This window comes from Microbacterium sp. 05N427, assembly GCF_056397105.1.
The window spans coordinates 86,592-107,563 of record NZ_JBFTMT010000002.1; the positions used below are offsets into that span (position 1 = coordinate 86,592).

19 protein-coding genes, 1 tRNA gene and 1 other RNA gene are annotated in these 20,972 nt (G+C 68.7%); 8 read left to right on the top strand and 13 right to left on the bottom strand.

The features are described 5' to 3' along the window. The first annotated feature begins 21 nt into the window (after positions 1-21). Positions 22-1,974: an MSCRAMM family protein gene (locus AC1DG4_RS03010; protein ID WP_477380716.1), complete on the top strand. Its 1,953-nt coding sequence runs from the start codon at positions 22-24 to the stop codon at positions 1,972-1,974. A gap of 37 nt (positions 1,975-2,011) precedes the next feature. Here the strand turns inward: AC1DG4_RS03010 and AC1DG4_RS03015 are convergent, their stop codons facing one another. Further along, positions 2,012-2,668, bottom strand: coding sequence for an SIMPL domain-containing protein (locus tag AC1DG4_RS03015; protein WP_477380714.1), 657 nt, complete (start codon positions 2,666-2,668; stop codon positions 2,012-2,014). A gap of 173 nt (positions 2,669-2,841) precedes the next feature. Between AC1DG4_RS03015 and AC1DG4_RS03020 the strand changes: the two genes are divergently transcribed. From AC1DG4_RS03020 to AC1DG4_RS03030, 3 genes are all read left to right on the top strand, one after another. Continuing rightward, the gene (locus AC1DG4_RS03020) at positions 2,842-3,180 is read left to right on the top strand and encodes a hypothetical protein (RefSeq protein WP_477380712.1); all 339 of its coding nucleotides are present in this window, start codon (positions 2,842-2,844) and stop codon (positions 3,178-3,180) included. A gap of 182 nt (positions 3,181-3,362) precedes the next feature. Continuing rightward, positions 3,363-3,732: a transfer-messenger RNA gene (gene ssrA / locus AC1DG4_RS03025) on the top strand. Between the two features lie 242 nt (positions 3,733-3,974). Beyond that, positions 3,975-5,348, top strand: a complete 1,374-nt coding sequence (locus AC1DG4_RS03030) for an Nramp family divalent metal transporter (protein ID WP_477380710.1) — start codon at positions 3,975-3,977, stop codon at positions 5,346-5,348. 44 nt (positions 5,349-5,392) lie between these two features. On the opposite strand, the gene AC1DG4_RS03035 is transcribed toward AC1DG4_RS03030, so the two are convergent. Both AC1DG4_RS03035 and AC1DG4_RS03040 read right to left on the bottom strand, forming a co-directional pair. Continuing rightward, positions 5,393-5,725: a DUF7882 family protein gene (locus AC1DG4_RS03035; protein ID WP_477380708.1), complete on the bottom strand. Its 333-nt coding sequence runs from the start codon at positions 5,723-5,725 to the stop codon at positions 5,393-5,395. Between the two features lie 45 nt (positions 5,726-5,770). Then, positions 5,771-6,889, bottom strand: coding sequence for an AsnC family transcriptional regulator (locus AC1DG4_RS03040; protein WP_477380974.1), 1,119 nt, complete (start codon positions 6,887-6,889; stop codon positions 5,771-5,773). Here AC1DG4_RS03040 and AC1DG4_RS03045 point away from each other — a divergent pair. Both AC1DG4_RS03045 and AC1DG4_RS03050 read left to right on the top strand, forming a co-directional pair. Further along, positions 6,888-8,309, top strand: coding sequence for an MFS transporter (locus tag AC1DG4_RS03045; protein WP_477380706.1), 1,422 nt, complete (start codon positions 6,888-6,890; stop codon positions 8,307-8,309). The genes AC1DG4_RS03040 and AC1DG4_RS03045 overlap by 2 nt on opposite strands. Next, a complete protein-coding gene (locus AC1DG4_RS03050) occupies positions 8,306-9,487 on the top strand; it encodes a M20 family metallopeptidase (RefSeq protein ID WP_477380705.1) in 1,182 nt (393 codons plus the stop codon). Before AC1DG4_RS03045 ends, AC1DG4_RS03050 begins: the two co-directional genes overlap by 4 nt. Before the next feature lie 84 nt (positions 9,488-9,571). Here the strand turns inward: AC1DG4_RS03050 and AC1DG4_RS03055 are convergent, their stop codons facing one another. The 5 genes from AC1DG4_RS03055 to AC1DG4_RS03075 all read right to left on the bottom strand — a co-directional run bounded on the left by AC1DG4_RS03055 (position 9,572) and on the right by AC1DG4_RS03075 (position 15,530). Further along, on the bottom strand, positions 9,572-9,883 hold the full coding sequence (locus AC1DG4_RS03055) for a YciI family protein (protein ID WP_477380704.1): 312 nt from the start codon (positions 9,881-9,883) through the stop codon (positions 9,572-9,574). 136 nt (positions 9,884-10,019) lie between these two features. Then, positions 10,020-13,190 (bottom strand): tetratricopeptide repeat protein, encoded by a 3,171-nt coding sequence (locus AC1DG4_RS03060; protein WP_477380702.1) that lies wholly within the window; start codon positions 13,188-13,190, stop codon positions 10,020-10,022. Positions 13,191-13,261: 71 nt separating this feature from the next. Then, on the bottom strand, positions 13,262-14,083 hold the full coding sequence (locus AC1DG4_RS03065; protein ID WP_477380700.1) for a protein phosphatase 2C domain-containing protein: 822 nt from the start codon (positions 14,081-14,083) through the stop codon (positions 13,262-13,264). Between the two features lie 11 nt (positions 14,084-14,094). Continuing rightward, on the bottom strand, positions 14,095-14,682 hold the full coding sequence (locus tag AC1DG4_RS03070; protein WP_477380698.1) for a hypothetical protein: 588 nt from the start codon (positions 14,680-14,682) through the stop codon (positions 14,095-14,097). Further along, on the bottom strand, positions 14,682-15,530 hold the full coding sequence (locus AC1DG4_RS03075; protein WP_477380696.1) for an inositol monophosphatase family protein: 849 nt from the start codon (positions 15,528-15,530) through the stop codon (positions 14,682-14,684). Before AC1DG4_RS03075 ends, AC1DG4_RS03070 begins: the two co-directional genes overlap by 1 nt. Before the next feature lie 164 nt (positions 15,531-15,694). Between AC1DG4_RS03075 and AC1DG4_RS03080 the strand changes: the two genes are divergently transcribed. Continuing rightward, positions 15,695-15,767, top strand: a tRNA-Lys gene (locus AC1DG4_RS03080). A 98-nt stretch (positions 15,768-15,865) separates the two neighbouring features. Here the strand turns inward: AC1DG4_RS03080 and AC1DG4_RS03085 are convergent. Further along, a complete protein-coding gene (locus AC1DG4_RS03085) occupies positions 15,866-16,870 on the bottom strand; it encodes a helix-turn-helix domain-containing protein (RefSeq protein WP_477421058.1) in 1,005 nt (334 codons plus the stop codon). Positions 16,871-16,998: 128 nt separating this feature from the next. Further along, on the bottom strand, positions 16,999-17,721 hold the full coding sequence (locus AC1DG4_RS03090; protein ID WP_477380692.1) for a hypothetical protein: 723 nt from the start codon (positions 17,719-17,721) through the stop codon (positions 16,999-17,001). Between the two features lie 763 nt (positions 17,722-18,484). Between AC1DG4_RS03090 and AC1DG4_RS03095 the strand changes: the two genes are divergently transcribed. Then, positions 18,485-18,880: a DUF6855 family protein gene (locus AC1DG4_RS03095; protein WP_477421060.1), complete on the top strand. Its 396-nt coding sequence runs from the start codon at positions 18,485-18,487 to the stop codon at positions 18,878-18,880. A 16-nt stretch (positions 18,881-18,896) separates the two neighbouring features. Here AC1DG4_RS03095 and AC1DG4_RS03100 read toward each other — a convergent pair whose 3' ends face one another. The 3 genes from AC1DG4_RS03100 to AC1DG4_RS03110 all read right to left on the bottom strand — a co-directional run bounded on the left by AC1DG4_RS03100 (position 18,897) and on the right by AC1DG4_RS03110 (position 20,931). Continuing rightward, positions 18,897-19,172 (bottom strand): hypothetical protein, encoded by a 276-nt coding sequence (locus AC1DG4_RS03100; protein ID WP_477380688.1) that lies wholly within the window; start codon positions 19,170-19,172, stop codon positions 18,897-18,899. Between the two features lie 101 nt (positions 19,173-19,273). Beyond that, positions 19,274-20,503 carry an MFS transporter gene (locus tag AC1DG4_RS03105; protein WP_477380686.1) on the bottom strand — a complete coding sequence of 410 codons (1,230 nt, stop codon included), beginning with the start codon at positions 20,501-20,503 and terminating at the stop codon, positions 19,274-19,276. Next, positions 20,500-20,931, bottom strand: a complete 432-nt coding sequence (locus AC1DG4_RS03110) for a MarR family winged helix-turn-helix transcriptional regulator (RefSeq protein WP_477380684.1) — start codon at positions 20,929-20,931, stop codon at positions 20,500-20,502. The genes AC1DG4_RS03105 and AC1DG4_RS03110 overlap by 4 nt, the downstream gene beginning before the upstream one ends. Positions 20,932-20,972: the final 41 nt, after the last annotated feature.

Sequence of the window (20,972 nt, forward strand, 5' to 3'; positions counted from 1 at the left end):
GAGTCATGCCAGCATGAGGCTATGAAACGTGCAGCTTCGGGGCTCGTCGTCGCCCTGCTCGCCCTCGGCGGGCTCGCGCTCGCTGTTCCCGCGTCGGCCGCGACGGGCACGCCCTGGGCCGACTGGAGCGATATGACGGGCGGGAGCGGCGCATACTCTGGCAATGTGCAGATCGCGTCGCCCCAGCTGACGGCGACCTACACGAGCGACTCGCGCGGCGGATCCGTCGGCGTCATCAGCGGTGCCAGCACGTGGCTCGCCGCGTCCACCGCAGTCGGTGCGAAGTACGGCAGCAGCCGGGATCAGCAGTACCTGAACCTGCGCCCGCGCGCCGACAACGCCTCCTCGCCCAGTGAGACGACGTACTCCTTCGCGCACCCCACGCCGACGTCGAACTGGACGTTCGTGCTCGGTGACATCGACGCCGACCAGGTGCGGATCGCGGCGCTCGGTCCTGATGGGCAGGCGCTCACCGCTGCTCAGCTCGGGTTCCGCGGAGGGTTCAACTACTGCGCCCCCGGGCTCGCCGGCAAGCCGTCCTGCACCGGCGACGCCGCCGACGTGCCGAATTGGGATGCCTCCACGCTGACCCTGACCGGCAACGCCGCGGCAACGGATACGAGCGGCGCGGCCGCGTGGTTCGAACCCAACGCGCCGATCTCCTCGCTCACGTTCACCTTCACCCGACGTGCCGGGTTCCCGGTCTACCAGACGTGGTTCGCGGCGATCACACGCGCCGTCTCCGGCACCGTCCAAGATCAGACGGCGGGAACGCCGGCGGCAGGCGTCGGCGTGCGCCTGACCGGCCCTGATGGGACGGTCATCGGCACGACCACGACGGCACCCGATGGCACCTACTCGTTCGGCGGGGTCGTCGCCACCGCCGGGTACACGGTCGAGATCACCCCGCCAGCCGGCAAGACCAGCGACGTGCGGTCGCGCGAGGTCGACCTCACGGACGCCGATGGCACAGCCGACTTCGCGGTGCGCGACATCGTGCCCGTCCCCGTCTCGGGGACGGTGAAGGACCAGCACGGCACCCCGATCCCTGGAGCCACCATCACGCTCGACGGCGGACGCACCGTGGTCACCGGCGCGGATGGGTCGTACCTCTTCGACGACGTGCCGGTGGGCGCTCACACGGTCACGATCACCACGCCCGATGGCTACACCGTGGTGTCCTCGCCGACGCCCTTCACGGTGCCGGAGAACGACGAGACGCCGATCACCGGCAAGGACTTCGTGCTGCGGGTGCAGCCGACTCTCTCCGGTGCGGTGACCGCTGCCGGCACCGGAATCGGCGGGGTGGTCATCACCGCGGAAGGACCCGGCGGCACCGCGCAGACGGTGACCGCGTCGGATGGCACCTACTCGTTCCCGAGACTTCCGGCGGGCGACTACACCGTGCGCGTGGAGGCCCCGCAGGGCTACGTCGTGTCGGGTGACGCGTCGCGCTCCGAGACGGTCGCTGCCGATGACGTCGCGAACGTGGACTTCGCGCTCGCTCGCCTCGGCTCCGTCGCCGGCACGGTCACGGACGAGGGCGGAGCGGCCCACCCGGGTGCGATCGTGACCGTCACGGGCCCCGGTGGTCCGTTCGTGGTCACCACGGCGGCGGACGGCTCGTACGGGTTCGGCGAGCTCGCCCCTGGCGTTTACACGATCGACGTCGCGGTTCCTGACGGCTTCACGGGGGCGACACCGGCCACACGCACGGCGACGATCACCGAGCTCGGCGAGCTGATCGAAGGACAGGACTTCGTACTGACGCCCGTGGCCGTCACTCCGACCCCGACTCCGACCCCGACTCCGACCGTCACGCCGACCTCTGCGCCGACGATGGCTCCCGGCGGATCCGGCAGCGGAGCGCTGCCTGCGACCGGCGCCGATCCGCTGCCGGTGATCGGTGCGGGAGCGGTGCTGCTGCTCGGTGGCGTGCTCGCCCTGGCGTTCGTGCGGCGCCGAAGGGCCTGAAGCCTGCGGCGGGTCCTCGAGGTGCGGCTCATGTCGTTCAGGCGGCGACGAACCGCGCCTCGACGGTCGCGGAGATCGTGATGTCGTCGCCCTGCAGTTCGAGCCCGGCGCCCGACGGGGGAGCCGCGAACGCGCGCATCGCCTTCGGGGCCATGTCTGCCGCGCCGCGGTCGGTGATGAGCCCGGCGTCGGCGATCTCGATCGGCTCGACCCTGGTGAGTCCCAAGGCGGTCGCATAAGCGCCTGCGCGAGCGACCGCGGTGCGCACGGCCTGAGCGGCCACCTCCTGCTCGACGCGGGTGCGCGTCTCGGGCGTCAGGATCCAGTCGGTGTCGTTCACGGCGATGCCGTCGCCGGTCGACACCTCGGCGACCCACGCGGAGAGTGCGGAGAAGTCCACGAACGTCGCGGTGAAGTCGACCGAGGCGTGATGGACGAGGGCGAGCCGTGTGCCGTCGTTGCTCCACGGCCGCTCCGACCGTACGGCGAGGCGGCGGCTCGACCAGGTCTCGACGGCACCTGACTTTTCCTGTGCGGCGATGCCGACGCGCACGGGTTCGGCGAGGGCCAGCGTGCGGGCGACGACGGCTTCGCGATCCGGGCCGTCCAGCGCGACGGACAGCGTGACGATGGCGCGTTCGGGCGCGATCCGCACCTCGTGCTCGCCGCGGACGGTGATGACGACCTCGCTCATGCCGCGACTCTACGGCACGGTCGGATCCTCAAGACGTCTCCAAGAGGTCCGCCGCCGTCTCACTGCGGGTGGTAGCACGGTGCAGTGCCGACGAAGGGCGCGCGTAGACTGCGCGCACCGCGGCGCAGTTCCGCGCCTCGGCGAGGAAGAACTGCGTGAAGGAGGACCATCAGATGAAACGACTGGCGATCGGTTGCGCGATCGCGCTGGGGCTCGTTGCAGCGGGATCCAGCGCGGCATATGCAGGCGAGACCAACGGGAATGGAGATCCGACATCAGGACCGTCGCACGCCGCGTCCGAATGCGCCTACTCAGGGCTCGACAGGTTGGACTCGGTGGAGAACAACCCTCCGGGGTTCGATGACGACGCGATCGCGATGCGTGGGAATCAGAGCCCTGGCGGCGTCGACAGGTATCACGGGGTGCAGTCCTACGGGTCGTTCGTGAAAGCCGGCCTGAAGGAGTTCGTGCCGTCACCTGGGGTGGCGTGCAACGGCAGCGGCGGGCACTGATCGCGCGACGCTGCGGTCTCTGATCAGCGGCGATGCCCTGGAGCAAGGGGGCGGGGCATCGCCTTGCACGACCCGCGGAATGGCGCGGGCGTCTCAAGCGTTGTAGTCTGAGATGCTCGGGCGCTTCGGCGCCCGCTGGTAATTCCACAGAGCGACAGCGGCTCCTTCGCAAGAAGGACCACGGGGCTGATCGGTTTCGACAGCGCCTGTGAATCCACGAGAAGCGGGCCGAGGATGCAGGGTTATCTCGTGAACGCTCCCTGCAAAACAATAAGTGCCAATGCAAAGCGCACTGACTTCGCCCTCGCTGCATAAGCGAGCCCGATAGTCCGTCAGGCCGTATGTGATTCCGATACGGATCCTGACGTCATCTAGGAATCTTGCTGTGCGATGGCGTCTGGACGTCGCACGGGACTCTTCCCAGGCTGGGCTTGTCGACTTAGGTGTCTGTGACAAAGGTCGGAGCCGAGTAGAACGTCTGCACAGACTGCGCCCGGAGAAGGCGTGGAGACTCAGCGTTGGACGGGGGTTCGATTCCCCCCAGCTCCACCGTGCCGCTGTCGCTGTGAGAAGCCCCCGACGATCCCTGACGAATGGGGATCGCCGGGGGCTTTCTTGTGCTTCTCGTCGGGCCAGCGGCCCTGGTTCGCGGCGCCGCCTAGTGCATTCTTCGGAAGACGCGCAAGCCCTTGCCGCTCCTTCCGCGCAAGCACTTAGCGTGCAGAGGCAGCCGTAGCAGCAGGCTCACGGCGTCCGACTGTGTCGGCTGCGTCGCACTCAGGAAGGAGCCTCGAATGGCCGTCGTCGATCCGACCGCTGATGCGGAAAAGGGGGCCTCGGGGGCACCCCATGAGGATGGCAGCGAACACAAGGAGTCCAAGCGCAACCCGGTCATGCGTTTCCTGCGGGTGCTGGGCCCCGGCCTCGTCACTGGCGCCGCAGACGATGATCCGTCTGGCGTCGCCACCTATTCACAGGCAGGAGCGACATTCGGGAACAGCCTGCTGTGGACCGTCCCTCTCTCCTTGCCGCTCATGATGGCGGTCCAGGAGATCTGCGACCGCATGGCGCTCGCCACCGGGGACAGCCTCGGCAAGCTCATCCGCCGCCGATTCCACCGGGGCGTCGGGGTGTCGATCGGCGTTCTGATCGTCGCGTTGATCGCCGCGAACTGCCTGAACCTCGCCGCGGATCTCAACGCGATCGGACAGGGCATGCAGCTCCTGCACGCGGGGCCGGCGTGGATCTGGAGCATCGTCTCCGGTGCCGTCATCCTCGTGACGGTCATGCTCGGCTCGTTCGAGCTGATCGGGAAGATCTTCAAGTGGCTGTGCCTGGTCCTGCTCGTCTACATCGGAGTGCTGTTCGCCACGCATGTGAGCTGGGGCAGCGTCGCGAGCGGTCTTGCCGGCCTCCAATTCCAGCTCTCTCCGGCCTATCTCGGTCTGGCCGTCGGCGTCCTCGGCACGACCGTCTCTCCGTACATGTTCTTCTGGCAGTCCGCGCAACGTGTTGAGGAGCTGCGCGAGGAGAAGCGGGGCGGAGACGACGCGCCTGCTCTCGACGAGCGTCCCGCGCGCGAAGCCCACCGGAAGCTGCGCAACGGTCGAGTGGACGTCTTCACCGGGATGGCCTTCAGCGTCCTGATCATGTTCGCGATCATCGCGTCTTCCGCCGCCACACTGGGCGTGCACCATAAGACGGTCTCCAGCGCCGCGGAAGCGGCCAAGGCCCTCGAACCCATCGCCGGGAACTTCGCCAGCGTCCTCTTCGCCCTCGGGTTCATCGGATCAGGCATGCTCGCCGTCCCCGTGCTCGCGGCGGCCGGAGCGGCAGGGCTCTCCGCCTTGATGAACAAGAACTGGGGCCTGGACAAGAACCCGCGCAGGGCGCCGTTCTTCTACGTGCTCCTCGGCATCGGCATGATCGGCGGCACGATCCTCGCTATCGTCTCCACCGACCCGATCGGCCTGCTCGTACTCAGCGCGATCGTCAACGGCATCGCTGCCGGCCCGTTCCTGATCATCATGATGCTGATCTCGCGCGACCGCACCATCATGGGCGAATACCGCAACGGGAAGCTCGCCGCCACGCTGGGGTGGATCACCACGGTGCTCATGTGCATCGCCGGGGTGTATGGCATCTGGTTCACCATTGCCGGCGGATGACTCCGAGAGCGCCGAGCACAGCGGGTGCGGAGCGCGCTCCGAGCCTAGGACGGCCCGCTTGCGCTGTTGCCGGATCCGAGGATGTGTTCTTCCGGGACGAGGATGCCGCCCGAGGTGTTGGCGGAGTCCGCATACGCCTGGATGCGGGCGGGGTCGAGCTGGGGCGGGTCCGGCTCGTCGAACTCGAACCGCAGCTCGATCGAGGGGTGCAGCCAGATCGTGGAACGACCGACGGGCTGGTTGTCGTCGTGCTTCCAGGAGAGGGTGAAGCTCTCGTTGCGGCGGAGCTTGGTCGCGATCACGACCTTGAGGTGAGCCAGCGCGATGTCGTCGATCTCGATCGCGTGCTCGGCGCTGCCGTAGAAGAGGATGCCCATGGCCACGACCTTATCGGCGAACGGACGACCGCAGGTCAGCGTGCGTCAGGTCGGAAACACCATCGGCACGATGCCTACCGTGCGCCCATCGACATCCAGGACGTGCCCGAGCCGTTTGTCGGTGCGTGCCGACACCGTGCGCTGATGCACGATCGCCTCCGGGTAGTGGCCCATCAGCTCCGCTTCGATCCTTTGCAGTTCGCTGAGATCGCGGATCCAGAAGGTCGCGACGAGGTTGCAGGCGCCGAGCACCTGTGAGCTGAGCCGGCACGAGGCTTGGTCGGCGAAGAATCGCGCCGCACCGTCCAGACTCGGCGCCGGGACACTCACCAGGAGCGAGGCTTCGGTGCGTGGTGAGCCGAATCGAAGCGCACGGTCGCAGCGCAGCGTCAGGATGCCTCGGTCGAGCAGGGCGTTCGCGTGTCGTCGCGCGGTCTGCGCGGATCTGTCCAGCGCCGCACCCAGTTGCTCCCACGACACGCGGCCGTCAAGCGAGAGGGCATTGACCATCTGCGCCTCGATGCGGCGTTGTCCCACCGACCGGTTGAATGGCTCGGGCCGGAGCGTGCGCGCCTGGTCCCGAGCGATCGTGCCGGACCGCCATTGAGTGCCGTGTCGCACGACGCGTGTCGCGACGAGCACTTGCTTGCGTTGGATGCCCGGTACAGCGGCGAGCTGCTTGCCGATCTCGTCGAGGAGTGATGAGAGAGTGGCTCCGAAGCAGTCGATCATCAGATCGAAATCGCCGGTGACGCGCGACATCGTCGCGAACACCGGACTTTCTCCGAGTCGCCGGATCGCCTTCTCAAGCGCGCGCGGCTCGATGGCGAGGAACACGAACGCACATCCGGCCTCTTCTCCGAAAAGATGCCCCGGCGCTGGCGTGACCCATGCCTCGCCGGCGGCGGAAAGCGCCGCCCATCGGCGGGCAACGGTCGTGGGCGACACATCGAGGGCTGCGCCGATCGCGGTCCATTCCGCACGCGGGTTGACCTCGAGCGCGCCGATCAATCCAAGATCGATCTCCATCGGTTCAGCGGATTTCGGCATATTCACTCCGCTCATGTCTGATTCCAGCAGTTTGGCACGACGTGCACGGTTGAACCGTACATTTGGCCCGTTCACGATGTCGTGAACATCGTTCCAGCGAAGGACCACGAGCATGTCCACTGTTCCCTCCCCGACGGCGACGCGCACACGACTCGGCGCTCCCATGGTCGGCGTCATCGTCGCGATGGCTCTCATCGAGTCGCTGTCCGGCATCACCCAGGGCTATATCAACCCGATCCTGCCCGCGCTCGGGCCCGAGCTGAAGATCGACGACCCGACCATCAACGGGCTCTTCCTCATCTCGTCGGTGGCGTTCGCGGTGATGACCCCCGTCATCTCCCGCCTCGGCGACAGCATGGGATGCCGTCTCATCCTGCGCATCACTGCCGCCATCGTCTCTGCAGGGGTGCTGTTGATGGCTCTGTGGCCGACGCTTGCGACTGTGACGATCGGTATCGTGCTGCTGACCTGCGTGGTCGGCTTCATCCCGCTGATGATGGGCATCCTGCGCGCAACAGATGCGGCCGCGACCCGCAGCGGTGTCGGCGCGATGATCGCCACGCTGATGATCACCGTCGGCGTGGGCGGGCTGCTGGCCGGCATCGTCGGCGCACAGCGCCCCACCCTGGGGTTCTGGGTCGCGGTGCCGTTCGCCGTCATCGCCCTGGTGGCGTCCTTCGTTCTTCCGAAAGGACTCGAGGGAACCCGGGAACCGCTCGCCGCGCTGCCTCTCGCGTTGTGCACGCTCGGCCTCATCGGATTCGTCACCGCGCTGTCGATGGGCGGCGACTGGGGATGGGGTTCGCCACTTACCCTCGGCACGGGGATAGGCGGTCTGGCGCTTCTCGCGCTGTGGTGGCGGCTCGACATGCGCAAGAACGTCACGCAGTTCATCGATCTGCGCATGTTGCGGATCCCGCGCGTCCGCATCATCACGATCGTGACCTTCCTCTTCGGATTCGCCTCGATCAGCTACTTCGGCACGAACGGCATCTTCCTGCACGCGGACGCGGCGGCGACGTCATACGGCTTCGAGATGAACCCGCTCCAGATCGCGATCGTTCTCGCCGCCACGTCGGTGCTCGCCTTCTTCTCCTCGCTCGCGCTGCCCGCGTATATGCGGCTCGTCGGTGAACGTGCGGCACTGTTCACCGCCGCCGCGTTCCTGGCACTCGGGTTCGCGCTGATGGCCGCCCTGCACGGCACCCTCGCCGGGTACATCACCGGGTTCTCCGTCTTCTATGTCGGGATCGGCATGTACCAGGCGGCGACCCGCACACTCAGCGTCGAAGGGGTTCCCGTTGCGGAGACCGCAACCGCCGCGGGCCTCAACGAACTCGCGCTCTCGGTCGGCATCGCAATCGGTGCGGCCGCGATCAAGCTGATCTCGACGGCGTTCGTTTCTGCCGACGGGCATATCGCTGTCGGCGGCATCGTGACGATCTGGGTCACGCTCATCACGGCTGCGGTGCTCGCCGGAGCCGTCGCATTCGCCTATCCGCGCACGATCGCCGCACAGGAGGCATCCGCATGACCGTGTCGACTCAGCCCATCGTGCGCGACGAGGTGCGCGCAACCGTCACCGCGCACCAGGACACGCTGATCGCCCTCAGTCACGCGATCCACGCCGATCCCGAGCTCGGCGGGGAAGAGTTCCGCTCGGTCAGCAAGGTCACAGAAGTGCTGCGGCGTGCCGGGTTCTCCTTCGATCGCATCCAGCCCGACGCTCCGACCGCGTTCGCCGCGGCCTACGGCGTGGGGGAGTTCGTCGTCGCGGTGTGTATCGAGTACGACGCCCTGCCGGAGATCGGCCACGGCTGCGGGCACAACGTCAACGCCGCGTCCGCTGTCGGTGCAGCACTGGCCCTGGCGCCTCTCGCCGACAGGCTGGGCCTCACGGTGCTTGCGCTCGGCACCCCGGCTGAGGAGTCATGGGGCGGGAAGGTCGATCTCCTCGAGTCGGGCTTCTTCGACGGCGTCGCCGTCGCGATGATGGCCCACGCGTCCGGCGAAGACGGAGTCGGTGCCTCGTCGCTGGCGCTCGGATGCTGGGACATGACGTTCCATGGCCGCGGCGCGCACGCCGCCGCGGCCCCCACCGAAGGCGTCAACGCGCTCGATGCGATCGTCATCGCGCAGACCGCGACGGCGCTCGCGCGCCAGCAGCTCGCCAACGACGTGATCATGTCGTCGATCGTGGTCGATGGAGGCACTGCGCCGAACGTCATCCCGGCACGGGCCACCGCCCGGGTGGAGCTGCGCGCGCCCCGCAAGGATCAGCTCGACATCGTGTGGGAGCGCGTGCAGCGCTGCTACGAGGCCGGTGCGCTGGCGACAGGGTGCACGCTGTCCATCGAGCCGGTCGGACATCCGTTCGCGGACCTGCGCCAGGACGCAGCGCTCGGTCGGGAATACGCAGCGGCCATGGCGGCCATCGGCCGCGTCGTCGAGCTCGATGGCCCCGCCGTGGGCTCCACGGACATGGGCAACGTGTCGCACCGTATGCCGAGCATCCATCCGATGATCGGTTACGACGTCGCCGGCGCCGTGCACCACACCGCGGAGTTCACCGCGGCCGGGGCGACGCCCAGCGCCGATGCCGCGGTCTTGGACGCCGCCTACGGCCTGGCTGCTGCTGCGGCGGCACTCGCATCCGACCCCGTCGAACGTGAGCGCCTCCTGGCCGGTGCTGCCGGCGTCAGCCGCGGCTGAGACGTGCGGCGCGCGATGAGCCCCCGCGATCCGTGCGGTATTCGCTGGATCCCGAGGGCTTCCTCAGATCGGTGTCGACCGCGCTCAGCCGCCCGCGACAGGCTGGGTCTCGTAGACGTCGATCGTGCCGCCCATGGCGGTGTGCGGGTGGCCTTCGAGCAGCGCGGCGATCTCGTCGTAGGAGTCCGCCTTGAGCAGGGAGTACCCGCCCACTGTGGGATCGGCGCCGGGGGAGACCGCTGCGGTCGGGTCGCCGAAGTTGACGATGGCGTCGCCGGCGCGTGCGGCCCAGCCGTTCCAGGCATCCGTCATCTCGGCGGCCTGTTCGGGCGTGGGCTCGGGCATCGCGGCCATCGCGGCAGGGTCTGCGCGGTAGATCAGTAGGTAGTTGGTCATGGTGTGCTCCTCGTGTTCGGGTCCTGCGTCAGCGTGTCCGTCGTCGACGGCTACGGACACGCTGAGCATCCCGCAGTCGCGAGCGCGGCGGAAGATCCGGATCCGCATTCATAGCGTTCTGCGAGCGAGCCGTTGATCAGCTCATCCGCGTCCAGATGACATACACCAGGATGGCCGCGATGATGACGCCGCCGGAGATCGCCGAACGGGTCTTGGACGCCTGCTGGGCCGACGCCTTCTGCTTGCTGCGGGCGCGGCGCACGGCGGCGGAGTCGGCGCCGAGCACCCGCTCCATGGCGGGGATGTTGGTGCGGTAGATCTTCAAAGCCTCACGATGCCGCCCGAGCGAGATCAGGGTCTCGGCCCGGTCGTCGATCGCGTCGAGGGTGATCGCGTGCTCGGCGCCGATCGTGCGGGCCCCGGCCTCGGCGGCATCGTCGTAGGCGGCGAGCGCCTCCGGGAAGCGCCGAGCCTCGGCCAGACGGCGGCCGAGCCAGATCCGCAGCTGCACGGCCCGTTCGGGGTCGGAACCGGCTCCGTCGGCGACGGCGATCGCCCGCTGCTGCACGGGGATCATCGCGTCCACGAGGCCCAGGTGCGAGAGCACGAGACCGTGGTCGTTCAGCGTGTCGGCGAGCGCCCAGTGATCGCCCGGCAGGAGCCGCTCGATCTGCGGCACGATGCGCGCGTAAGCGTCGCCGGCCTCGCGGTATGCGCCGAGCCGCTTCGAGCACTCGGCGGCGCCGCGCTCGGCCCTCAGCCAGTCGATGCCGGCGGTGTCGCTCAGCGCGTCGCGGGCGCGGCTGTACTCGACGAGGGCGTCGCCATAGCGGCTCTGCCTGGCGAGGTGGTCGGCATAGCGCAACGCGGCGAGCCCGGGCGAGGTGGCGCCCTCGTCGGTCGCGCCCTCGGCCGAGGCGAATCCGGCCCTGACCTGGTCGGCGAGAACTTCGCGGTCCTGCTGCGCATCGCCGAGACGCGCGAGGATGCTGTCCAGATCGCGGATCCGGCGCAGCGTCTGCGGATCCGTCTCGCCGAGGACGGCGCGTGTTTCGGCGACGACCCGCTCCGTCAGCTCCCTGGCGCGGGGCAGGTCTCCGGCGTCCGCGACGGAGCCGGCAAGGGCGGACAGGGTACTGAGGGTGTGCGGATCGTCCGCGCCGAGCGCGGCCGTGCGGCGCACGAGGACGGACTCGAAGCGTCGCGCGGCCTCGGCGTAGCGGCCGAGGTGCCGCTCCTCCTGCGCGCGGTTGTGCAGGGTGATCAGAGCGTCCCGATGCTCCGGGCCGAGGATGCGCGACTGCAACTCGTAGAGCCGGTCGTAGGTGGCCGCGGCTTCGGCGTCCCGTCCGAGCTGGCACGCGGCGAGGGCGAGGTTTCCGATCACGCGGGAGGCCTGGGCGGTTTCGGCGGACCCCTCCGCCTCCAGCTGTGCGAGCACGGGCCGCAGCAGTGCCTCCGCCTCCGCAGCGCGGTCGCTGCGCAGGTATACGGCGGCGAGGTCGATCGCGTGGCCGACGTCGCCCGAGGCGTCGTAGAGTGCGCGCATTTCGGCGGCGGCCTCGTCGCTGCGTCCCAGATCCTGCAGGGCGAGTGCGCGGGTGTCGCGGAGCTCGGAGATGATCCGTGGTGAGGCGCCGTCGTGCTGCGCGATCTCGATGGCGTCCGCGAGCAGTGCCTCGCCCTCGGCGTTGCGCCCGATGCCGCGCAGCGTGGCGCCGAGCGCGTACCGGGACTGCGCGAGCCTGGTCGCCGCGGTGCGGCGGTCCTCCGCGGTCGACGCCTCCGCCGCGAGGCCCAGCTCGAGCGCGAGCGATCGTTCGAACTCCGCAAGCGCCTCGGATCCACGGCCGGCATCGCGCAAGGCCGAGCCGAGGTCGTCCCGCACGTCGATCTCGCTCCGACGTCCGGCGGGGCCGAAGTCACGGAGACGATCGGCACCCGAGCGCAGCGCATCCAGGGCTTCGGAGGAATGCGGCGCGTGCCACTGGGACAGGTCCGTCCAGGCGTGCGCGATCTCGTTCGCGAGACGCTCGGGCGACGCCAGGGACGGATCCGGATCCGGATCCGTCCCGAGGGTCGGGCTCGCGGTGGCCGCCGGATCGGCAGACATCAGCTCCTCGCGCGCACGATCGACGTGCGCGCACCGCGCGACGGCGGCGGCGAGCCCCGACTCGGTGAGCGCGGGGGAGGGAACCTCCGCGCGAGCGTCGCGCAGCACGCGGGCCAGAAGATCGAGCGAGCGCAGCGCGAGCGAGGCGCGAGGGGCGCGGTCCGCCGTGTCATCGACGATCCCGCGGGCCTCCGCGATGAGTCCCGGCCACAGTCCCTCGCGGTCCTCTCGGTCGAGCTGCACCTCGACCGCCATCATCCGGGACGCGAGCACCTGGTCCGCGCCCGGCCCGAAGCGCGCGGTCTCCAGCACGGCGATCCGACGCACGAGCGGCAGCGGATCATCGGCGGCGGCGCCGTCACGGGCGAGCACGCGCAGCGTGGTGGTGCGGAACTTCATGGCGTCCAGCGTGAGTGCGTCGTCCTCCCCGCGCTGCCGCTGCAGAGCGGGGATCAGCAGAGCGAGGTCGGCGTCGGCTCCGGCGGCATCGCCCGACCAGTACCGGGTCCTGGCTCGCCACCACCACGCATCCAGCGTCGAGGGCGCGTCGAAGCCGAGGAGCGCGCGGCGGCCGTCCAGCACCTGCCCCCAGAGCAGGGAGGACTGCTCGTCCTCGTCGATCCGGGACAGCTCCGTCGCCTTCGCCGCGAGCGCTGTCAGGTGGTTCTCGCCGCGCTCGTCCGCGGCTGCGGCGCGAGCGATGAGCAGGTCGTAGGCGTGCAACCCCTCAGCGGGGTTCATCCGGGTGAGCAGCTGAGCCCGCCGATCCAGCAGCCAGAGCACACGACCGTGCGCACCGCCGAGCGTCTGCTCGCCTTCCGCGATCAGCGCGTCCAGTGCAGCGACGACGGCGGAGGAGGCCGGCCCGCCGCCGACCATCTGCTCGGCGGCGCGGGAGTGCAGTCGGTCATCGAGGAGCTGCTCGCGGTGCTCGTCCAGGTGCCCCTGGTCTGCGAGGGCGCTCTCGCAGACCTCGGCGAGCGTGTGGTACATCTCCCTGGCCTCATCCGCGCGACCGAGCTCGTCCAGGCCGTATGCGAGCCCGCGCAGTGCGCTGCGGTGGGCGTCCCCGCCCTCGCCCTCGGTCATCAGAGCCTCGGGGAGCAGCCCGCGGAAGGCGTCGAGAGCCTGGGCGATGCGCACCGGATCCTGGCTCGAGACGTCGGACCACGCGGACTGGAGCGCATCTGCCATCACGCTCTCGACAGTAGAAGGCCACGGGGTGGCAGGCAACTCGCCGACGCGTGTGGCGTTGGGAAACGGTGTCAGTCGAAGGATCCGACCACGATGGTGAGATCGTCGTGGATCTTGCCGTCGAAGCCGGAGCGGGTGCGGAGTCCCTCCTCGCCGCGGCGGATCTCGGCGGCGAGTCCCGCCAGCTCTCCGGCAGCGGCCCTGTGTGCGAAGGAGGGGAGATCGTGGGCGTCCACCAGCTGGAACCCGCGCGTACCGCCATCGGAGGCGGCGATCACGGCCGCAGTGCGGTCGACCGCCTGACGTCCGAGGAGGGCGTGAGCGGCGACCGCCGGATCCGTCTGCGCGCACCAGAAGCCGCCAGCGGCGTTGCGGCACTCTTCGAGGGCGCGCCAGCGGAGCGCGGCCCGTTCGTCCGGGCTCGGATCCGTGGTTCCCGCGCGCGCGGACAGCAGCTGACGGATGCGCCGCGCCACGGAGCTCTCGATGCGGTCATCAGTGATCTCGTGCGCGCGGCCCGATGCGTCCTGCACGACGATCGACGCGTCGCACAGCACGAGATGCTCGACCTCCGCACCGTCGACGCGCCAGGCGGCGACGGTCGCGCTCGGCGACCCGCCTTCGAAGGTGCACGTTCCGGCGTGCAGCGCGGTGACCTCCGCGATCGCTCCGGCCAAGGCGGCGCGCATCGGCGTGGCGCGATCGATCAGCCGGGCGCAGAACGCGTCGGCGAGGCGGCGCGCGTACCAGGCCACGGCGTGCGTGCAGCCGCGGCGCAGCTCTGCCGGGATCCCCGCACCGTCGACCACGACGCCGATCCCGGCGGCCAGCGCCATCGCATCCTCGTTCTCGCGGTCTGAGGCGGCGGGAAGGGTGAAGGAGGTCGTCCGCACGGGCACTCTGATCAACCCCGGGGGTCGATCAGGACCAGGCCCTGCTTGGTGTCGGACACGGTCACCCAGCCCGGGCCGAACAGATAGGTCATCCCGTAACCGTCTTCGTCCTGACTGAGCGAGGCACGCGGGTCCGCCGTGATGTACACGCCGCGGTCGCTGTCCTCGCGGATCCAGCCCGACGCCATCAGCTTCTCCTGACGGGCCTTCGCCTCGGCGCCCGCGATCGGCGCCCAGCCGTAGAGCAGGCCGCGGTCGGAGGCGATGGCCGGATCCGACCACAGGCACTCGATGCCACCGGGCACGGCGTCGGGGCCGAAGGCGAAGTCGCGCTTCATCGCGGCCCAGCCCTGCTTGTGCAGCGCGGTGACGGTGTCGGAGGGGATCAGGGTCTCGCAGCTCAGGACAGCCGGCGGTGTCGCCGGGGTGTCGGAGGTGGGCGGCGTCGTCGGCTCGGGGGTGATGGTCTTCGTGCCGGAGGTGGGTTTCGAGCTGGGGGTGGGGGCGGGGGTGGGGGCGCCCCCGCTGCACGCCGTGGCCGCGGTGAGCACGCCGACGGCGAGTCCCAGCGACAGCACCACGCGTCCGAGGAGGCGCATCAGGGGGCGGCCTGGCTCTGCTGTCCGACCGGGCCGGGCTGCGCGGACGCCGGGCCATGCAACTGCTCCAGGAACGCGGAATGCAGCACGCCGTTCGTGGCGAGCGCCGAGCGCCCCGCCAGCGTGGGTGTGCCGTCGAACGCGGTGGCCGTGCCGCCCGCCTCGGCGACGATCGCGAACGCCGCCGCGATGTCGTACTCCTTGACGTCGAACTCGGCGACCATCTCGAGGCGACCCTCGGCCAGCATCATGTACGAGAACACGTCGCCGTAGGCGCGGTCGCGCCACACCCGGCGGCTCAGGGCGATGAGCGCGTCGAGATGACCGGCCTTGTCCCACTGCGCGATGCTCTGGAAGCTCACGCTCGCGTCATCCAGGCTGGACACGTCGGAAACCCGGATCGCACGCGGCTCGGCGTCCGTCGAAGCCCAGGCGCCGAGACCGGGAGCGGCCCACCAGCGCCGGCCGAGCGCCGGCATGCTCACGACGCCGACTCGGGCGACGCCGTCGACGGCGAGGCTGATCATGGTTCCCCACATCGGCACGCCGCGCAGGAAGTTCGCGGTGCCGTCGATCGGGTCGATGACCCACTGCCGGTGCGCATCGCCCGACGTGCCGAACTCTTCACCGAGGATCCCGTCATCCGGGCGCTCGACCTGCAGGATCTCGCGGAGAGCGCGCTCGGTCGCCAGGTCCGCATCGGTGACGTGGGAGTGGTCGGCCTTGAGGGAAACGTTCAGGTCGGCGGCGTCGAAGCGCGGCAGCGACTGCGCATCGGCGGCATCGGCAAGGCGGAGAGCGAGGTCGAGGTCGCTCTGGAAGTCTGCTTCGGCGCGGGTCTCAGTCACGTCTCAAGGATAGGCGGCGGGGGAGCCCGTTCCCTGGGCGAACGTAGCCCAACGCGCACTCCAGGCGGCCGACACGCCAGGGATGTACGAGGACTCGGCGCCGATTTCGCTTCCATCGGATCCGCTGGTAATGTGATTCCTCGGCCGGGGAACCGGCCCGCCGAGCACCTCTAGCTCAATCGGCAGAGCAACTGACTCTTAATCAGTGGGTTCTGGGTTCGAGTCCCAGGGGGTGCACGGATAAGCCCTGATAGATCTCGCCATCTATCAGGGCTTTTCTGCGTCCGGTGCCCGTTCGTGGGTTATCGGCCAAGGTTTGTGTCCGCGCGCAGGTCCTACGGCGCCGAGGGCGTCGCGTCTGGATCGGTGCCGTCGGATGCGCCTTGACCGGCAGCTGCTTCGGCGGCGATTCGCTCGCGGTAGCCCGCCGGGGTTTCCCCGAGCTCCTTTTGAAACGCCCGCGTCAAGGTGTCGTCCGATCCGAAGCCGCTTGCCTCCGCGATCTGGGTCATTGACATCGTCTGACCGCTGGCGAGAAGTTCCTGCGCGCGAGCCACCCTGAATCGCCGCAACTCCTGCGTGACGCTAAGCCCTTCCGCGTTGTACCAGCGACTCAGGGTGCGGCGGGAGATCTTGAGCCGCTCTGCGAGATCGTCAGGAGTGAACGTGACGATCGGCGCGTAGGCCATCAGGCGCTTCTGGGCCATGGCGAAGCCGGAGCTGCCACGGGGGTAGTGGCCGGTGTCGTTCACCAGCGCTCGGACGATGTTATKGGTGAGGACCTGCAGCGCCTCGGTCAGCGGTGGTTCGTCTTGGCCCTGGTTATCGAGCACAGCCAGCAGGAACGCGTAGGCCGCGCGGAACACCGTGCTCCTGGACGAGATATCACTGTCACGGGCCGCTGCGATGTCGATCGGATCGGCTTCATGGGAATCGAAGGCGAAGAGCAGGAGCTCGGTGGTGGTGAGCATGGAGAACTCGGCCGTGCCCGAGCCGGCCAGGAGCACGCACAGACCGTCGCCGTCCGTGACCAGGCTTTGCGCTGAGTCGGAGATCTCGATACTGCCCTTGTTGACGAACATGAAGAGGTGTCGGTGAGCGTTCGCGCCGGATCGCTCCCAACGCAGCCGCGCAGGTGGCGTGGTGATGTGCGCGATGAACATCGTGGGGAACGCCGCGGACCTGATCCGGAACGCTTGGCCGTAGCGGCCGAAGAAGCTGACTCCATGCCGCTCGAAGAGCGCTGCGGCACTTGCGCTCGCGGCGTGCGTGTCCAGCCAGGCGGGAGTGAAGAACTGGCTGTTGGCCCGATCAGTTCCGTTCGAAAGATAGATGGCCAAGTGCCCTCCTTAAGAGCGCAGCCAGTACTTTACTCCGATGTCGAGCGAAACCGGCTGCATCAGCGGACGATGAGGGCCACGGGCGGCCGTCCTGGTCACAAGACGGCCGCCCGTGAACGTCGATTCACTCAGCTCGAGACCATCTGCCCAGTGAAGCCGGCCTGACGCACGCGGACTGTGCCGTCGTTGCCATCGGCTGATGTGCAGCCAGGGGTGCCCGAGAAGGTCGGGATGTACGACCAATTGATGACTGAGCTGTACGCGTTGAACGCCGCTGAATTGGTGTCTGTGCCGTACGGCACGCTGCTCGCGATGATCTGGCCTGCGACGCTTGCTTTAGGAACGACAACCGTACCGGGGGCTGTCGACGATGTGATCAGAGTCGTGCCCCCGACGTTGTTGTAGGTGAACGTGTACGTCCATGTTCCCGCGCTGGAGGTCGTCGATGTCAACGTCCATCCGGCCGGAACGGATGTCCAGTTGACCGCGAAGTGGAACGTGTACGAATAGGACAGGGAGACGAGCTGGAGCGTCGTGGCCCCGGGCGCGCTACTCGAGTAGGCCAGAGCGGCGTAACCTGTCGGGCCCGATGTGTTGCCCAAACCCGCGGTGACGGAGCTGCTGGAGGTTGATGTCCATCGCTTCCGGCTGTCGAGCCCCGTGGCTTGGTAGCCGGAGTAGTCCCCGTAATAGCTGCTCAGACTGGGGCAGGTTGCGCCCGACGCGGCAGCGCCCGGCAGCGCGGTCGCGGCGAGAATCACGGGCAACGACCACGCGGCCCCCTTGACGATCGTGCGTCGATGTACCGTTTTGGCCGTGCCCGCGTTCTCCTCGTTTTTGAGCGTGTTCATGCGATAGTTCTCCCCAGTGTCGATATACGCCGCGATTCCCCAGGCGCACAGCTGATATCCCCCGAACCCCTCGGGGCTTGGTGCACCAGCCTGTATTACGTGCTTGTGGCCGACGACTTCGCCCGTCGCTTTGGCCATGACTGCGGGTGACGATGGCCAAAGCGGGCTCTGCATGTCGATCGAACGCTGAAGTCGCCGCAGGACTCACGTAATGAAAACGCGGAAGTCGCGTCTTTTGGGGGCGTTTTCCAGCGGACGGAAGATCGGTCGCGTCTGATCGAGTTGGTCGCCCGCAGACCGTACCTGCCATCCCGCAGATCGAGTCAATCGTCACCACCCGATGACCGTGCGAGGCAGTCTCGTGTCTGGTGAGTTCTCCGCGAACTCATCAGCGCAGGCAGCGGCACCGTCGAAGCTCCAGAGATTCGACGATGTCCTCCCATAAAGCCTGTCGCAATGGACGGTTTCGGTGCGGCCGGTGTTTCCCAGCGGCCGCACCGAAATCGCTCTGGCCGGCATCTCTCGTGACGAGCGCGTCATCGATCGCGCTTCCTGGCGTCTCACCTGTGCATGGCTAGGGCGCCGTCGAGAATCCCAGAGGCTTGACGACGCTTTCCCGCTAGTCCTGTCGTCATTGGGGGATGGCGGGTGCGGCCGGATTGTCCCCCCGGCCGCACCGTTCTTCGATCGCAGGACCGGTCATCGGCGCGGGCAGCCGGCCGAAGACCTCGCCGTCGCCGATCGCGCTCAGTAGACTCGCGCCATGATCGATGGGGATGGGACGGCCGAGAGCCCTTGGCGGCTGCGCACGGCGCCGGGTTCGAGCGAGTACACGATGCACCGGGACGGCGACGAGCTCGTCTGCCAGGTGGGGTCGACCACGCTGCGCTACCAGTCGAGGGCGATCGAGGATCTGCACGCCTGGCTGGTGGCCCAGGGCGACTGGGTCGCGTTGGGAGCCGCGGACGAGCAGAAGCCGGCAGCCGACGGAACCGTGGAGGCGTTCGGCCGCGCGGAGGACAACCCCGTCGGCGGGTGGTACGGCCTGCGCAAGGGCTATCGGGGGCGTTTCGGCATGTATCTCCCGCCGMTGCTCGAGCAGCTCGGGCTGGTGGAACTGGAGCACAACGCGCGGAACAACCGCGTGCGGGCGCTCTGAGCGCGTTCCGCCGCGCTCAGACGACCCGCACGGAGAGCAACTGATATCCGTCCGGCACCTTCGCCTCGAGCGTGGCCATGTCATCCGCCTCGATCTCCTGCACGCCATCACGGCGCACGATCGTGCCTTCCGCGGTGAGGACCGTGTCCTTCTTCGCCATCGCGACCGGAGCGGCCGCGACCTGCCATCCTTCCGGAGTCTCGGCGGCGAGCAGATCCTGGATCTCGTCCAGCTCCTCGGCCTGCACGGTGTGGGTCTTGGACTCGACGGGGCGCATGAGACCGATCAGCATGTCTCCAGCGTAGAGCCCGCCGCCGACGACGAAGCCCGCCCCGCGCAGCGTTGTGCGGGACGGGCCGTTTCGCGGCACCCGTTCGGGTCGGGTGCCGATCCTCAGGCGGCGTCGCCGATGAGGATCGCCTCCGCATCCTCCGCGGCGTCGTGCGAGCCGCGGTCGATGTGCGCGAGCGCACCACGGCCGAAGAGCACCACGAGCGCGGCGATCAGCACCGAGACCCCCGCGAACAGGTAGGGAACGGTGTCGCCCCAGAGGTGGGACAGGAGCGCCGCGACGGGCGGAGCCACCGCGCCGCCGATGAAGCGCACCGCGGAGTAGGCCGACGATGCGACCGAGCGGGGCAGATCTGTCGCCTCCATGACCGCTTCGGTGAGCACGGTGTTCATGACGCCGAGCAGCAGTCCGCCGACGATGATGCAGATCACCAGCGCCATCGGGATCGCCACCAGGATTCCGGCCACGATCAGGTCGATCGCCAGCAACGGTAGAACGAACAGGATGATCCGCGTGATCGGCATCCGGCGCAGCAGGATCGGCGCGACCCAGACGCTCGTGACCGCCAGCGCGATGCCCCAGCCGAAGAACGTCAGGCCGATGCCGATCGCGCTGAATCCGAGCGGGAACGGCGAGAACGCCAGCAGCACGAAGAAGCCGATGTTGTAGAACAGTGCGGCCACGGCCAGCACGCCCAGTGCGGGCCGTCCGAGGGCCTTGAAGGGAGCCGAGAACGGCACGGGCTGGCGCTGCTCGAACGGGCCCCGGAGCAGAGTCAGCACGGCGATGAAGCCGATCGCCATGAGCACGACGACGCCGAAGAACGGGCCCTGCCAGGCGACCTCGCCGAGAAGGCCTCCGAGCAGCGGGCCGATCGCGATGCCGAGGCCGAGGGCGGCTTCGTAGAGGATGATGGCGGCACTCGATCCGCCGCTCGCCGATCCCACGATGGTCGCGAGCGCGGTCGAGATGAAGAGCGCGTTGCCGAGACCCCAGCCGGCGCGGAAGCCGATGATCATGTCGACGCTGCCGCTGAGCGCGCACAGCAGGGCGAACACCACGATGAGCGACAGACCGATCAGCAGGGTGGCCTTGGCTCCGATGCGGCTGGAGATCCAGCTCGTGAAGAGCATCGCCACGCCGGTGACGAGCAGGTAGCTGGTGAAGAGCAGCTCGGTCTGCACCGGCGTCGCCTTGAGCGAGGCGGCGATCGCGGGGAGGATCGGGTCGACCAGCCCGATGCCCATGAACGCAACGACGCAGGCGAAGGCGACCGCCCAGACCTGTGCGGGCTGTCGCCAGATCGATACCGAGGAACCGGTGGAATTCAACGTGCTGTCCTTTCCAGAAGCGAATGCGTGTGCAGGATCTCGGCGGCGCGGGAGAGGTGCTCCCAGTCCGTGTCGTCGAGGTCGCTGAATCGCGGCGCGAGGATCCGCTGGATCTCGTCGCGCCAGGCATGCAGGGCGATGCGCCCCTCGGCCGTGATCGTGACGACCGTCGCGCGGGAGTCCTCGGGGTCGGGGGAGCGCAGCACGAGGCCTTCCTGCTCGAGCTGGCCGAGCATCCGGGTCATGCCCGGCTGGGTCGTCCGACTGGCGCGCGCCAGCTCGCCCACGCGCTGCCCGTTGTCGCCGTCGAGCAGGCTCAGCGCCCGCCACTGCGCTGCGGGAGCGTCGTTGCCGGCCTCCTGCGCGGCGATCCGGGTGAGTGCGTGCGTCGAGAAGACGATCGACTGCAGGATCTCTCCGTGATTCATAACTGAAGTATATACCCGATGGTATGTAACCGGCAAGACAC